Raw genomic sequence first — 15671 nt, forward strand, 5'->3', positions numbered from 1 at the left:
TCATCTGTTTCTGTGAAACAGTTCAAGATATAAGATGTGAGGAAAATATCATGAAAAAATTAGTAAAAATTGGTGTAGCAACCGTAATGGCATGTGGTTTGCTTGCTACTACAAATGTTTTGGCAGTATGGGTAGGTGGTGGTCAATGGAACTATGGAGTAGGTTGGACAGGAACTTTTGGATATTCTGATTATTTACATTCTACTCGATCTCATACAGCAACAGTCCGACATGGTGGTAGAATCTCTAGGGATCGTGAAACTCCCGGGGTTTGGGCTCAAGCTTCCCTTACTAAAATTCCGCCAACAGGATTAGAATATTTCTATGGATTTTAAGTGAAATTTTCCCTCTCCTGTTAGGAGAGGGAGAACTTTATTGGAGGTATCTTTATGAAAAAAATCAGTAATTTCTGTATGTTACTCCTGCTTCTCTGTACTACTTTTTTTGTTTTTAATGTAAACTACACACGAGAAGTGGTTCGGATTCAGGAAATGGGAAAGACAGCGAGTTCTTTGGATGTATACTTGAAAGATGTCAATGAACCTGCAGAATCTGTTCTTCGATTTTTTGAGGATGTATCAAAGGAGTACAAAGTCTCCATCATCAAAACAGACAGTGGTGATGAGGTGATCAAGTCTGGTGTTTTTGATAAAGATACCTTCCCCTACCAAGAGTTTGGACTTTCTTCCCTTGATTTTACCACAGATGGTGAGGGAGTTTACAGTAATAAAGAAATTTCCAATAAACTTGGTACGATTCCGACCTTTCTAAAAGCCAAACCTATTCAGCTTATGACTTTTCAAACCTATATCAAGGATACATCTCGTAGTTTAAATGGTCGCTATACGATAACTTCTACACAAAAGATGGACAAGGATAGGATTGTACAGAAATGGAGCGATTTTTTCAATATAGACCAGGCTACCTTGCTAGAGCCAAACTATAAAAGTGCAGTGGAAGTCTTAAATCGAGATTTGCTCTTATCTGCTATTATTTTTGTCTTGGCTATTTTGCTTCTTGTCTTAGTAACAGTGTATCAGCCGATGATGGAGATGAAAAGAGTTGGGGTACAAAAATTACTTGGTTTTCAAGATCGGGCTGTTTTAGCTGATGTTGTGAAAGGCAACCTCTACCTCCTCCTAGGTGGGGCGCTTGTGATCAATCTAGGAGTGTGTTTCTTGCTTGATTATAAGCCGAAAGATTTGTTCCCTATGCTGTGGTTGTCTCATTTTTTGCTTTTGCAGCTTTATCTCTTTATCAGTTGGTTGACTTATCTCTTAATCCAAAAAATGACAATCAGCTCTCTGCTGAAAGGTTTTTCATCTTTCAAATTTGGTTTACTCTTTAATTATTTGATGAAAATTGGAACCACCATTTTACTGACAGTCTTGCTAGTTGGGGTGGGGAAAAGTTTGGAGCAAGAAAACAAAGAGTTGGATTACCAGAAACAGTGGATCAGTCAAGGAAATTATCTGACCTTAGAAACTTTCCAACTCAATGATAACCTGTGGCAAGAGCAGTTGGCAGGCTCAGGGCAAGCAGTGGATTATTTCTATCGATTTTATCTGGATTTGGTAGAAAAAACGCAGGCGGGCTATGTGCAAAGTAGCAGTCTTCCTGTAAAAAATTTTGTCAAATCAGAACAGATTCAGCAATATCAGTTAACAGATACGGTGGATGTGTACTATGCTAATCGCAATTTTCTAAAGAGCAAGGGATTCAAGTTACCCGATACCGGCACTAAAAAAGTTATTTTGATGCCAGCAAGTACGAAAGGTGAAGAAGAGAAAAACCAGCTCTTGGGGAAGTTGATTACCTATCAATCAATGAAGTATGAAGAGCAGCAAAAACGAAGGATAGAGGAGGTGGATGTCGAGATTGCCTATTATGAAGGAGATTGGTCATTTTTCCCTTATAACGAGAAGCGAAAGGAAAATCTCTACAATCCAATTATTAGCTTGGTCAATGATTCTGATATGATGTGGGATGAAAAAGCTTCCCTGTCAACAACAGGTTTAAATAATCCCATTAAAATCGAAAATACAGCTCAACATCAAAAAGAGGTGACAGCGTTAGTTGAGAAATTATCAGATGGGAATTATTTAAAATTTTCATCTATTCAAGCCATTCAACAAGAGAAAGTAGATTCTTATCGAGATGCTGTTCGGAATTTCAACATACTCTTTGCTTTGGTTGGTCTTCTTAGTATGATGATTTCCTACTTCTTACTAGTAACAACTTTCTTATTGAAGCGAACAGATATTATTACCAAGAAGTTTATGGGCTGGAAATTGATAGATCGGTATCGTTCCTTGCTGGGTCTTCTATTAGCTGTCTATAGCCTTCCTTTTGTAGCCCTGCTATTCTTTACACAGGCACTTTTCCCGCTCCTACTTTTTGCAGGATTTACAGGCTTAGATATCCTGTTTGTGCTTTTCTTGGGTTCTAAGATGGAAAAACGAAATGTAGTGCAGTTATTGAAAGGGGATCACTTATGATAAAGTTGGAAAATGTTACGAAAACCATTGGGGAAAAAGTTATTTTGGAGAACTTATCTCTAAAAATTAACCAAGGAGATTTAGTTGCCATTGTTGGAAAAAGTGGCAGTGGCAAGTCAACCTTGTTAAATCTCTTGGGTTTGATAGATGGCGATTACAGTGGACATTATGAAATTTTCGGTCAGCAAAATGTACCTGTCAATTCTGTTAAGTCGCAAGCGATTATCCGCGAACATATCTCCTATCTGTTTCAAAACTTTGCTCTGATTGATAATGAAACGGTAGAGTATAATCTCATGCTGGCTCTAAAGTATGTAAAATTATCCAAGAAGGACAAAGTCAAAAAGATAGAAGAAATTTTAGAGAGAGTGGGATTGTCATCAACCCTACATCAGAAGGTTTCAGAGTTATCTGGAGGGGAACAGCAACGAATCGCAGTTGCTAGAGCCATTTTAAAACCGAGTCAGCTCCTGTTAGCAGATGAACCAACCGGCTCTCTAGACCCTGAAAATCGAGATTTGGTTTTAAACTTTCTCTTAGATATGAACAAGGAAGGGAAAACGGTCATTATCGTTACCCACGATGCCTATGTAGCTCAACAATGCCATCGAGTCATTGAATTGTGAAAGAGAATGTGGAGAGTTCGTTGATCTCTTCATCTTACCTGTAATTGGACAATTGTATTTTTAAAAACTCAAATAGTATAAATAAGCTTATTATATGTAAAAATATATCATATAATAAGCTTTTTCTTGATTTAAATGAAATAAAATACAGTTTTTCCTTGACAAACGAGAATGATAAGAGTATTATTTATACAACAATAAAGTATAAAAATAAAAGGAGGCTCTTCTATGAATAAAGTGAAGAAGGTGTTGATGACGATGTTTGGTTTGCTTATGTTTCCCTTATTATTTGCTTGTAGTAACACTCAATCCCAAGGTGTTGAAGGCATTAAGGCTAAAGGAAAATTGGTGGTGGCCCTAAATCCAGAGTTTGCTCCATTCGAATACCAGAAATTGGTCGATGGGAAAAATCAGATTGTAGGTTCAGATGTTGAGCTAGCCAAAGCCATCGCAAAGGAACTAGGTGTAGAAGTGGAGCTCTCTCCAATGAGTTTTGACAATGTACTGGCTAGTCTTGATTCAGGTAAGGCCGATCTTGCCATATCAGGTGTTTCTAAAACGGAAGAGAGAAGTCAAGTTTACGATTTTTCAATTCCCTACTACACTTCGAAAAATAAGGTTATCGTAAGAAAATCTGAATTAACGAATTACCAATCAGTGAAGGATTTGGCTCAGAAAAAGGTTGGAGCGCAGAAAGGTTCTATCCAGGAAACTCTGGCCAAAGAAACTTTGCAGGATTCTTCTCTCGTTTCACTTCCTAAAAATGGAAATTTGATAACAGATTTGAAATCAGGGCAACTAGATGCGGTTATCTTTGAGGAACCAGTGGCGAAAGGATTTGTAGAGAATAATCCAGACCTAGCCATCGCTGAGTTTGATTTTGACAATGATAAAGAAGATTCCTACGCTGTTGCGATGAAAAAAGACAGTAAAGAATTAAAAGAGGCGGTTGACAAAACCATCCAGAAGTTGAAGGATTCTGGGGAGTTGGACAAATTGATTGACGATGCTTTTAAAGCCTCTATCGAAAAATAGAAAGAAGGAAGAGAAATGAGTAAGGAAAAGGTCATTTTAGCCTATTCAGGTGGATTGGATACATCAGTTGCTATTACATGGTTAAAAAAAGACTATGATGTGATCGCTGTTTGTATGGATGTGGGTGAAGGAAAAGATTTGGAGTTCATCCACGATAAAGCTCTCAAGGTTGGGGCTGTAGAGTCTTATGTCATTGATGTTAAGGAAGAATTCGCTAATGACTATGTTTTAGTGGCCCTTCAGGCACATGCCTACTATGAACAAAAGTATCCCTTGGTATCTGCTCTGAGTCGCCCTCTTATTTCAAAAAAACTTGTTGAAATAGCTCATCAGACGGGGGCAACGACAATTGCCCATGGTTGTACAGGTAAGGGAAACGACCAAGTTCGGTTTGAAGTCTCTATCGCAGCTTTGGATCCCAATCTAAAGGTAGTTGCGCCTGTTCGTGAGTGGAAATGGTCTCGTGAAGAAGAAATCCAATATGCCAAAGAAAATGGCGTCCCAGTTCCAGCTGACCTTGACAATCCTTACTCTGTCGATCAAAATCTTTGGGGACGCGCAAATGAATGTGGTGTCTTGGAAAACCCTTGGAACCAAGCGCCAGAAGAAGCATTTGGAATCACATCTTCGCCAGAAGAGGCGCCAGACAGTCCAGAATTTATTGACATTGAGTTTAGCTGCGGGGTGCCCATCTCCCTCAATGGTGAGAAGATGAAAGTGGCGGCTTTGATTCAAAAACTCAATGAAATTGCGGGCAAACACGGTGTCGGTCGTATTGACCATGTGGAAAATCGCCTAGTCGGTATTAAGTCAAGAGAGATTTATGAGTGCCCAGGTGCTGTGACTTTATTGGCAGCTCATAAGGAGATTGAGGACTTGACTCTTGTGAGAGAAGTGGCTCATTTCAAACCTATTATCGAAAATGAGTTGTCCAATCTCATCTATAATGCCTTGTGGTTTAGCCCAGCAACTCAGGCTTTGATTGCCTATATCAAGGAGACACAGAAAGTTGTCAATGGAACTGCAAAAGTTAAACTCTATAAGGGAAACGCTCAGGTAGTAGCGCGGAAATCTCCAAATTCTCTTTATGATGAAAATTTGGCGACTTATACTAGTGCGGATACTTTTGACCAAGATGCGGCTGTTGGATTTATCAAGCTTTGGGGGCTTCCGACTAAGGTTTATTCAGAAGTTCAGAAAAATGTTGAGTAGTGATGCGATAGAAAGGGACGACAGGATATGCCGAAAAATACAAAATTATGGGGTGGTCGATTTGAAGGCACTGTGGAAGATTGGGTAGAACAGTTCGGTGCGAGTATTTCCTTTGACCACCAGCTGGCAAAATTTGATTTGATGGGTTCCTTAGCTCATGTTCAAATGCTAGGACAGACTGGCATTTTGAGCTTGGAAGAGGCAGAGCAGATCCAAGATGGTCTGAAAGCTTTGTTGCGAGATTTAGAGGCGGGAGAGCTTCATTTTGATATTGCAAATGAAGATATTCATATGAATATGGAAGTGTTGCTGACGGAGAAAATCGGTCCTCTGGCTGGGAAACTACACACAGCTCGTTCTCGGAATGACCAAGTCGCAACGGATATGCACTTATATCTAAAGGAGCAGCTTGGCCATGTCTTGGATAAGTTGGCGAATCTAAACAGTGTTTTGCTGGATTTAGCTGAAAAACATGTGGAAACCATCATGCCAGGCTATACTCATTTGCAGCATGCCCAACCGATTAGTTTTGCCCACCATCTCATGGCTTATTACAATATGTTCCAAAGGGATAGCGAACGCTTTGCATTTAACTTGAAACATACGGACCTATCTCCCCTGGGTGCGGCTGCCTTGGCAGGGACAACTTTTCCAATCAATCGTCAATTATCGAGTGATTTATTGGGCTTCCAACAGCCCTATACCAATTCCTTGGACGCAGTGAGTGACCGTGATTTTATCTTAGAATTTCTGTCAAACGCTAGCATTTTGATGATGCATATGAGCCGTTTTTGTGAGGAAATCATCAATTGGTGCAGTTTTGAGTATCAGTACATTAGCTTGTCTGATAGCTTTTCAACAGGTTCATCTATCATGCCCCAGAAGAAAAATCCTGATATGGCGGAATTGATTCGAGGGAAGACAGGACGAGTTTACGGGCACTTGCTTGGACAATTGACCGTCATGAAGTCTTTGCCTCTGGCCTATAATAAGGATTTGCAAGAGGACAAGGAAGGCATGTTTGATACAGTAGAAACGATTTTAAATTCTCTGGATGTGCTGGCAGGTATGCTATCGAGCATGCAGGTTAATCAGGCCAAAATGCAGCAATCCACAGAGAATGATTTTTCGAATGCGACCGAACTGGCAGACTATTTGGCTGAAAAAGGTCTTCCCTTTAGAGAAGCGCATGAAATAGTAGGGAAATTGGTTCTAGACTCTATCAAGCATGGTAAAAATATTCAAGATTGGGATTTGGAGGAGTTGCAAGTCTACCATCCCTTGATTGAAGAGGATATTTATATCTACTTGCGCCCAGAAACCGCTGTTCAGAGACGGAATTCCTTAGGAGGAACCGGCTTTGAGCAAGTGAAATACCAGATAGAACAAGCGAAGAAAGAACTTAAAGGGGAAAATTGATTCGTTTGCAAAGGAAGAAAGAGAGGTTGAGATGATTTATCAGCCTCTTTCTTGTCTTCTCCAACCAAGCGTGTTATAATGAATACTGCTCAAGCGACCTTCAATCGTTAAAGCACACACGACCTTCAATCGTGAACTGGTCATTTCGTTTATCTTTTATTACGTCGTTAACTCGAAATGAGATGCAAGCTGAGCTTGTCTGATTTATAACCTCAATCAGTCTCCCAGACTGATTGAGCGAACTCGAGATATGCCTGCGACTCGTTGCCTATCATATTTTCATTTTAAGATGATAGGCTAAAATGGTCTCCCAGACCATTTTACTCCTAAAAGCAAACGAAAAGACGATACTCAAAGAAATTCTATTGAAAGTTATAATGAATAGAATTTTGAAGGGTATGAATAAACGAATAGATGGGAGACTTACCATGAGTGATAACTCTAAAACACGTGTTGTCGTGGGGATGAGTGGTGGTGTTGATTCGTCGGTGACGGCTCTCTTGCTCAAGGAGCAGGGCTACGATGTGATCGGTATCTTCATGAAGAACTGGGATGACACAGATGAAAACGGCGTCTGTACGGCGACCGAAGATTACAAGGATGTGGCTGCGGTGGCAGACCAGATCGGCATTCCTTACTACTCTGTCAATTTTGAAAAAGAGTACTGGGACCGCGTCTTTGAGTATTTCCTAGCGGAATACCGTGCAGGGCGCACGCCAAATCCAGATGTTATGTGTAACAAGGAAATCAAGTTCAAGGCCTTTTTGGACTATGCTATGACCTTGGGTGCAGACTATGTAGCGACTGGGCATTATGCTCGAGTGGTGCGTGATGAGGATGGCACTGTTCACATGCTTCGTGGCGTGGACAATGGCAAGGACCAGACCTATTTCCTCAGTCAACTTTCGCAAGAACAACTCCAAAAAACCATGTTCCCATTGGGACATTTGGAAAAGCCTGAAGTACGAAAACTAGCAGAAGAAGCAGGTCTTGCGACTGCCAAGAAGAAAGATTCGACAGGGATTTGCTTTATCGGAGAAAAGAACTTTAAAAACTTTCTCAGTAACTACCTGCCAGCCCAGCCTGGTCGCATGATGACTGTGGACGGTCGCGATATGGGTGAGCATGCAGGACTTATGTATTATACGATTGGTCAGCGTGGAGGACTTGGTATCGGTGGTCAACACGGCGGTGACAATGCCCCTTGGTTCGTTGTCGGAAAAGATTTGAGCCAAAATATCCTCTATGTCGGCCAAGGTTTCTATCATGATTCGCTCATGTCAACAAGCCTAGAGGCCAGTCAAGTTCACTTTACTCGTGACATGCCAGAGGAATTTACTCTAGAATGCACAGCAAAATTCCGCTACCGTCAGCCTGATTCTAAGGTGACAGTACATGTCAAAGGAGACAAGGCAGAGGTCATCTTTGCGGAACCACAACGTGCGATTACACCAGGACAGGCAGTTGTCTTTTACGATGGCGAAGAGTGTCTAGGTGGTGGCTTGATTGACAATGCTTATCGAGATGGACAAGTTTGTCAGTACATTTAAGATTTTCTAAGAGGAAAGAGAATGTTTCAGTTTTTTAAGAAAAAAACGGCTAAAAAAGAGCAAACAATGAGCCTCTCTGATTATAAGAAAGAGTATTTGAGAGAGAAAACGACAGAGTCGATTGAAGCCTTGTTCAAGGAATTGAAACAAGCTAAAGTCTGGGTCCCCTTCAATCCGAATCTTCTGGATGAGAGTGATGAACAAGAAGGGGTACGACTAAAACCGGATATTCTGCAAAAGGGAGACGACTACTTCTATCCTTGTTTCTTAACTGAACAAGATATTCCTAAGGACTATTATGATCGTTTTTCCTGGTTGCAATTACCTCTTACGGACTGTTTATCTGTTGCGGAAGAGATAGGGGAGTTTCCAGTGAGAGGGATTGTTCTGGATGCCTTCTATGACCCAGTCGAGATTGACAAAGGAGCTTTTGAAGCGATTCGCCAATCATAGTACATTTAGATTGACAAATTTTCTCAATTTGCTACAATAATAAAAGCAATAGAAATGATGGTCAAAGCTCATGGATGTTGCAGGCTTTTTTGTCCTGCACTTCTTTGGAGTTTTGACTGTTTTTGTGTCGTTTAAGGGAAAGGAAAAAAATGACTCAACAAGACTTTCGGACAAAAGTGGGAAATACTGTTTTTGGCGTTCGGGCTACAGCCTTGATTCTCCAAAATGGCAAGCTCCTAGTTACCAAAGACAAGGGTAAGTATTACACTGTTGGCGGTGCGATTCAAATCAATGAAAGTACGGAAGATGCGGTAGTCCGTGAAGTGAGGGAAGAACTGGGTGTCAAAGCTCAAACTGGGCAGCTAGCTTTCGTGGTTGAAAATCGTTTTGAACAAGACGGTGTTTCTTATCACAACATCGAGTTTCATTATCTGGTGAACTTGCTTGAGGATGCCCCATTGACCATGCAGGAAGATGAAAAAACGCAGCCTTGTGAGTGGATTGACTTGGATGAACTCCATAATATCCAGCTAGTTCCAGCCTTTTTAAAAACAGCTCTACCAGACTGGGACGGCCAACTAAGACACATTCATCTTGAGGAATAGGAGAGAAAATGATGGTTAAGCTTATTGCCCATGTACTTGTTCATAGTGGTGGTGATTATTTACTCATTCAGCGTTCGGAAATTAAAAGAGGAGAACCCAACGTTTATCCAACTTACTGGGATATTCCTGGTGGCGGGGTTGAAAAGGGTGAACTTCCGCGAGATGGTGCTCTTAGAGAATGCATTGAAGAAGCGGGAGTTAGGCTAGATAGCAGTTCGCTCAAACTTCTTCACGAAGATAGTCAACTGGATACCTCTAAGGATACGGTTTTTACTCGCTTAGTTTATAAAGCAGAGTGGGTTGGGGAGAAGCCAATTATCAGATTAGATCCTGAAGAGCATATACACTTTAAATGGGTTACTATGGATCAAGCTCTAGAGGAGGAGAAGTTAGTTCCTTATTTGCGAGAAATTTTTGAAAGGTTAAGAAATGACTTATAATTTTACGGAAGAATACGATATTATTGTAATCGGTGCGGGGCACGCTGGGGTGGAGGCATCTCTAGCTGCTAGCCGTATGGGCTGCAAGGTATTGCTTGCGACCATCAACATTGAAATGCTGGCTTTCATGCCTTGTAACCCTTCTATCGGTGGTTCTGCCAAGGGGATTGTCGTGCGTGAAGTCGATGCTCTTGGTGGAGAGATGGCTAAAACCATTGACAAGACTTACATCCAGATGAAGATGCTCAACACTGGTAAGGGGCCAGCTGTCCGTGCCCTTCGTGCGCAAGCTGACAAAGAGCTTTACTCTAAGGAAATGCGCAAGACAGTTGAAAATCAAGAAAATCTCACCCTTCGTCAAACCATGATTGATGAGATTTTGGTGGAAGATGGCAAGGTTGTCGGTGTTCGTACAGCAACTCATCAAGAATATGCTGCCAAGGCTGTTATCGTGACGACAGGGACTGCACTCCGTGGGGAAATCATCATCGGAGACCTCAAGTACTCATCAGGGCCAAACCACAGTCTAGCTTCGATTAACCTTGCTGACAACCTCAAGGAGCTGGGCCTCGAAATCGGTCGTTTCAAGACAGGAACACCTCCACGTGTCAAGGCTTCTTCTATCAATTACGACGTGACAGAGATTCAGCCAGGGGACGAAGCGCCTAATCACTTCTCCTACACTTCACGTGATGAGGACTATGTCAAGGACCAAGTGCCATGCTGGTTGACCTACACCAACGGCACCAGCCATGAGATTATCCAAAACAACCTCCATCGTGCGCCTATGTTTACAGGTGTAGTTAAGGGTGTGGGACCTCGTTACTGTCCGTCGATTGAGGACAAGATTGTGCGCTTTGCGGACAAGGAACGTCACCAACTCTTCCTTGAGCCAGAAGGGCGCAATACAGAGGAAGTCTATGTCCAGGGTCTTTCAACCAGTCTACCTGAGGATGTCCAACGTGACTTGGTTCATTCTATCAAAGGGTTGGAAAATGCAGAGATGATGCGAACAGGTTATGCCATTGAGTACGACATGGTCTTGCCACACCAGTTGCGTGCAACACTTGAAACCAAGAAAATCTCAGGACTCTTTACTGCTGGTCAGACAAATGGAACGTCAGGTTACGAAGAAGCTGCTGGCCAAGGGATTATCGCAGGTATCAATGCGGCTCTGAAAATCCAAGGCAAGCCTGAGTTGATTTTGAAGCGCAGTGACGGTTATATCGGGGTGATGATTGATGACTTGGTGACCAAGGGAACTATTGAACCCTATCGTCTCTTGACCAGTCGTGCTGAATACCGTCTCATCCTCCGTCATGACAATGCCGATATGCGTTTGACAGAGATGGGGCGCGAGATTGGACTTGTGGATGATGAACGCTGGGCTCGTTTTGAAATCAAGAAAAATCAATTTGACAATGAAATGAGGCGTCTCGACAGTATCAAACTCAAGCCGGTCAAGGAAACCAATGCCAAGGTTGAGGAGATGGGCTTCAAGCCGTTGACAGATGCGGTTACAGCCAAGGAATTCCTTCGCCGTCCAGAAGTTTCTTACCAAGATGTGGTGGCCTTCATAGGGCCAGCTGCCGAGGACTTGGATGACAAGATTATCGAATTGATTGAAACAGAGATCAAGTACGAAGGCTATATTTCCAAAGCCATGGATCAGGTTGCCAAGATGAAACGCATGGAAGAAAAACGCATTCCAGCCAATATCGACTGGGATGATATTGACTCGATTGCAACAGAAGCCCGTCAGAAGTTCAAACTTATCAATCCAGAAACCATCGGCCAAGCCAGCCGTATTTCGGGAGTGAATCCAGCAGATATTTCTATTTTGATGGTCTATCTTGAAGGTAAAAATCGTAGTATTTCTAAAACTCTTCAAAAATCAAAATGATACGTCGTCGGCTTCTTACGAATGAGTTCAAAGCTTGGCTTTGATTCATCTACAACCTCCCATAGTTCCCCGAACTATGGGAGCTAACTTGAGTTATGCTTTTGCCTAGCCTTCTAGTCTGATTTCGATTTTTATTGAGTTTCAATCTCAAAAAAGCATAGAAAAAACAGCTCCGAAAACGGGGCTGTTTTGTTAATGGACTCTAGTTTTTTATTGCATATTTAAATATTTGATTAAAAGAAATCTTTTATGCTACCGATAAATTATTATTAAAACATTTAAAATGATGAGTAAATATAATTTTGATAGAAGAAATGTTGACTTGAGATTGATAGTTGTAAAAGTAATGATAGTGATGGGGAATATTGACTATAGGAGAATCTGTTACTTATTATTATTTATAGAACTATATTTATAAATAAATTTGACATTAAAATTATTTTATGATAAAATGAAAGCGTTAACAAAAGAATTTAGCTAAACTAGAAAGGAGGAGTTTGTCAGTAGTTGTTTTGCTGAATACACTATTCGTATTTTAGTTTATACTTTATACTTTCAAAATTGGCAGATATATACAAATTTCAAATGTAGTTGCGGAGGTTGATCAGAGATTAGTACCTATTACTTGGTAGCTGAAACGATTGTCTCGCCTAAGATTCTTTGAGTGGATTTTAGTTTTCGACATCGTTACACTAACCCTAGTCTTTGCATCTTATCACGAATAAAAAGACACTTCTCTCTATAAGAAGTTCCCATTTTTTGAAAAAATAAAGTATTGTGGAAGGAGCTGATTAAAATTAGAAAAATAAATCCAGATATCTTATTTCTATGTGGTGTTTTGGTCATATGTTGCTCTTTTTTGCTTTTCCATATAAATCCTTACCATGTAGCTGATGACGAGCTAATGTTAAAAATACAATCTATATTTTGGAGTTTGTTGTGGCGTCCAGTTCCATCTTTAGGAATGGTGGTAGGGGTGATTATGATTTTTAAGAGTTTAAAAAAATAATATCGTTTTATTTTTAGTATTCGATTTTCTAGTTAGAATGGAGATTGGATAGGAACAAACTTAAGTTGATATTCTTATTGTTGTTTAGCTTGCTCACTTTTGGAATATTTTTAGACGTCAAAGCAGATACTATTCCAAGTCCTGATTTTGAAGTGATATCAGAGTTGGTATTAAAAGAAAATAAAACTGGAGTAATTTATGAGTTTGAAAATTTAGAAACTAGAGAACAATTTTTAAAATCTAGAAATATAACGTCTTCTAATGCAAGTTCATTCCGTTCTTATGGAGTGAGTAGTGTCCGTAGAACATACCTCAGCTCTTACCGTGATACAGCGGTTTCTGGACGAGTTTCTTATACTGTTTATGGGGGAGCTCAGGAGCTAGTGTGTCAATATCATCAGGACAAAGTTTTTCTTCTTCTGAGTATGGAATAGGTTTTACTTATGGAAGCGCAGCTACTCATTTTGTTCCACCTTATAAATATGGTTATATAGTTTTGAAAGCTTCTTTTACAGTTAATATTTATAAATTAGAGGTTAAATATCAAGGAACTAATGAATGGCGTCCAGCTGGACGGATTAAGACATTTAGTAACACAAATGTTTGGACCGAGTTGAGAACTTACAGTTAACTACTTTATAAAAATAAAAGAAAAAATATAACAGACTAGAATAACGAAGATGTGGTGCATAAGCACATCAAATTCCTGAGGAACTGACAGTCCTCAGGAATTTTTACTTAAATAAAGCTCACACAATAATGAAGCACACCCCAAAAAGTAAGAGCAAAATCCAACTTTTGGGGTGTGCTTCATGGGTGAGGGATGATTTATTCTTCTTCGTCTGGTGTGAGGATCATAGGGATGATGATTGGTTCACGTTCTGTATTTTCATAGAGGAAAGGACGAATGGCGTTGACAATGGCACCATTGACGGATTGTATGCTGGCGTCTTTGTTCTTCAGTGCGATACGAATAGCATTGAAGAGGATGCGCTGACTTTGGCGAATCAAGTCCCCAGATTCTCTCATGTAGACAAAGCCTCGGCTAAGGATGTCAGGACCAGACAAGATCATTTTAGACTTGAAGTCAACAGTTGCGACTGCCAGAACGACACCGTCTTCAGATAGATCACGACGATCTTTGAGGACAGCCGCACCGATTTCACCGATACGATTTCCATCGACATAGATGTCTTGGGCGTTGAAGTGACCTGCGATGCGAGCCGAGTTAGCAGTAAGGGCAAGCACATCACCATTGCTCATGATAAAGATATTGTCCTTCTCGACACCAGTATCCACCGCTAGTCCAGCATGGACTTTCTGCATACGGTATTCACCATGAACAGGCATGAAATATTTGGGCTTGATCAAGCGGAGCATGAGTTTTTGCTCTTGCTGACCACCGTGTCCAGAGGTGTGGATGTTGTTGATTTTACCGTGGATAACTTCAACACCAGCTTCTGAAATAATATTAATCAGCTTGTTGACGCTAGTGGTGTTTCCAGGGATTGGGCTAGAAGAGAAGATAACCGTATCGCCGGGTTGGAGTTGCACCTGACGGTGGGTTCCGTTAGCGATACGAGAGAGGGCTGCCATCGGCTCGCCCTGACTACCTGTACAGAGGATAAGAACCTCGCCTGCAGGGTAGTCTTTGATTTCATTTGGCTCGATAAAGGTTCCCTTAGGAGCTTTGATGTAGCCAAGCTCGATTCCGTTGACAATGGCCTTTTCCATGGAACGTCCAAAGACCGCAATCTTGCGTCCAGTCTTAACAGCAGCATCTGTTGCTTGCTGGAGACGGAAAATGTTTGAGGCAAAGGATGCAAAGATGATACGTCCTTCAATCCCTTGGATAATCTTCATGATGGACTGGCCAACGACTTTTTCAGAGTTGGTAAAGGTTGGTACTTCCGCATTTGTCGAGTCAGAGAGGAGACAGAGCACTCCTTCTTCACCAAGGGCAGCCATACGGTGCAAGTCTGCAGGCTCTCCAACTGGAGTAAAGTCAAACTTAAAGTCACCCGTACAGACGATTTTTCCTTGAGGAGTATGAATGACAATCCCCAAAGGCTCTGGAATGGAGTGGGTGGTTCTAAAGAAAGTTGCCTTGAGATTTTTAAAGGTCAATTCAGTGTTGTGGTTGATTTCGTAAAGTTTGGCGTTGCGCAAGAGACCGTGTTCTTCAAGTTTCCCACGGATCAAAGCCAAGGCAAGTGGCCCAGCGTAGATAGGGACATTTGCTTGCTTGAGTAGGAAAGGAATCCCACCGATGTGGTCCTCGTGTCCGTGTGTAATCAAAACGGCCTTGACGCGGTCGATATTGTCCACGATGTAAGAGTAATCAGGGATAACGTAGTCGATACCCAGCAAGTCATCTTCTGGGAATTTAATCCCAGCATCGACGATGATAATCTCGTCTTGGTATTCAATTCCGTAAGTGTTTTTCCCGATTTCTCCCAGACCACCGATGGCAAAAACGCCGACTTCTTCAGGTTTAAGAGTGTAGGCCATATTAGAACTCCGTGATTTCGAAAGCGCCAGTTTCTTTTTCGTAATCTAGCAATTTGTCAGACAAGAGTTCGATAAATTCGATATTGTACTCTGGGCGGTTTTCTTCGACAAGTTGGCGAGCAGCGATACGTCCCTCAAGTTCTGAGTTGGCATCGATGTCTAGGTAAAGTGAGCGTGTTGTTTCACGACGTGGGCTACGTTCTTTTGTTTCTTGATAAAAAACTTTGTAAATCATATAGTTCCTTTCTATTTACAGGTCAGCTTATTCCAAACTTTTAGCAGAGATTTGCTTGATTTCATTCCATTTTGTGTCTAGATTGACCTTGATTCGTTACAATTATTTCAATTATACCACAAAATGAAAAATTAGTAAAAGACGGAAAATGAGAAAGTAAAGACTGACAAAAGCG

14 protein-coding genes are annotated in these 15671 nt (G+C 41.1%); 12 read left to right on the forward strand and 2 right to left on the reverse strand.

The features are described 5' to 3' along the window. The first annotated feature begins 50 nt into the window (after positions 1 to 50). From B7717_RS04165 to B7717_RS09645, 12 genes are all read left to right on the forward strand, one after another. Positions 51 to 335: a lactococcin 972 family bacteriocin gene (locus tag B7717_RS04165; RefSeq protein ID WP_000737528.1), complete on the forward strand. Its 285-nt coding sequence runs from the start codon at positions 51 to 53 to the stop codon at positions 333 to 335. 54 nt (positions 336 to 389) lie between these two features. After that, positions 390 to 2498, forward strand: coding sequence for a bacteriocin-associated integral membrane family protein (locus tag B7717_RS04170; protein WP_000724250.1), 2109 nt, complete (start codon positions 390 to 392; stop codon positions 2496 to 2498). Continuing rightward, complete coding sequence (locus tag B7717_RS04175; protein WP_000593109.1) at positions 2495 to 3124, forward strand: ABC transporter ATP-binding protein; 630 nt, start codon at positions 2495 to 2497, stop codon at positions 3122 to 3124. Before B7717_RS04170 ends, B7717_RS04175 begins: the two co-directional genes overlap by 4 nt. A 228-nt stretch (positions 3125 to 3352) precedes the next feature. After that, positions 3353 to 4159, forward strand: a complete 807-nt coding sequence (locus tag B7717_RS04180; RefSeq protein WP_061588571.1) for an ABC transporter substrate-binding protein — start codon at positions 3353 to 3355, stop codon at positions 4157 to 4159. 15 nt (positions 4160 to 4174) lie between these two features. Then, positions 4175 to 5371: an argininosuccinate synthase gene (locus tag B7717_RS04185; protein WP_000031904.1), complete on the forward strand. Its 1197-nt coding sequence runs from the start codon at positions 4175 to 4177 to the stop codon at positions 5369 to 5371. Between the two features lie 27 nt (positions 5372 to 5398). Then, positions 5399 to 6790, forward strand: a complete 1392-nt coding sequence (argH, locus tag B7717_RS04190) for an argininosuccinate lyase (RefSeq protein WP_084944268.1) — start codon at positions 5399 to 5401, stop codon at positions 6788 to 6790. A 428-nt stretch (positions 6791 to 7218) separates the two neighbouring features. After that, entirely contained in the window at positions 7219 to 8340 is a 1122-nt protein-coding gene (gene mnmA / locus B7717_RS04195) for a tRNA 2-thiouridine(34) synthase MnmA (RefSeq protein WP_084944269.1), read from the forward strand. Positions 8341 to 8361: 21 nt separating this feature from the next. Continuing rightward, positions 8362 to 8793, forward strand: a complete 432-nt coding sequence (locus tag B7717_RS04200) for an SseB family protein (protein ID WP_084944270.1) — start codon at positions 8362 to 8364, stop codon at positions 8791 to 8793. Positions 8794 to 8942: 149 nt separating this feature from the next. Continuing rightward, positions 8943 to 9398 carry an NUDIX hydrolase gene (locus B7717_RS04205; RefSeq protein ID WP_162287134.1) on the forward strand — a complete coding sequence of 152 codons (456 nt, stop codon included), beginning with the start codon at positions 8943 to 8945 and terminating at the stop codon, positions 9396 to 9398. Positions 9399 to 9406: 8 nt separating this feature from the next. Further along, a complete protein-coding gene (locus B7717_RS04210; RefSeq protein ID WP_084944272.1) occupies positions 9407 to 9838 on the forward strand; it encodes an NUDIX hydrolase in 432 nt (143 codons plus the stop codon). Beyond that, positions 9828 to 11741, forward strand: a complete 1914-nt coding sequence (gene mnmG, locus B7717_RS04215) for a tRNA uridine-5-carboxymethylaminomethyl(34) synthesis enzyme MnmG (protein WP_084944273.1) — start codon at positions 9828 to 9830, stop codon at positions 11739 to 11741. Before B7717_RS04210 ends, mnmG begins: the two co-directional genes overlap by 11 nt. A 1394-nt stretch (positions 11742 to 13135) precedes the next feature. After that, positions 13136 to 13381 carry a hypothetical protein gene (locus tag B7717_RS09645; protein WP_142357881.1) on the forward strand — a complete coding sequence of 82 codons (246 nt, stop codon included), beginning with the start codon at positions 13136 to 13138 and terminating at the stop codon, positions 13379 to 13381. Positions 13382 to 13578: 197 nt separating this feature from the next. Here B7717_RS09645 and rnjA read toward each other — a convergent pair whose 3' ends face one another. Both rnjA and B7717_RS04230 read right to left on the reverse strand, forming a co-directional pair. Next, positions 13579 to 15261, reverse strand: a complete 1683-nt coding sequence (rnjA, locus tag B7717_RS04225) for a ribonuclease J1 (RefSeq protein WP_000331969.1) — start codon at positions 15259 to 15261, stop codon at positions 13579 to 13581. A gap of 1 nt (position 15262) precedes the next feature. Continuing rightward, positions 15263 to 15496 (reverse strand): DNA-dependent RNA polymerase subunit epsilon, encoded by a 234-nt coding sequence (locus tag B7717_RS04230; protein WP_000639581.1) that lies wholly within the window; start codon positions 15494 to 15496, stop codon positions 15263 to 15265. Between the last annotated feature and the right edge of the window lie 175 nt (positions 15497 to 15671).

This window comes from Streptococcus oralis subsp. oralis (assembly GCF_002096495.1).
In the GTDB taxonomy this organism is placed as follows: Bacteria; Bacillota; Bacilli; order Lactobacillales; family Streptococcaceae; genus Streptococcus; species Streptococcus oralis_CU.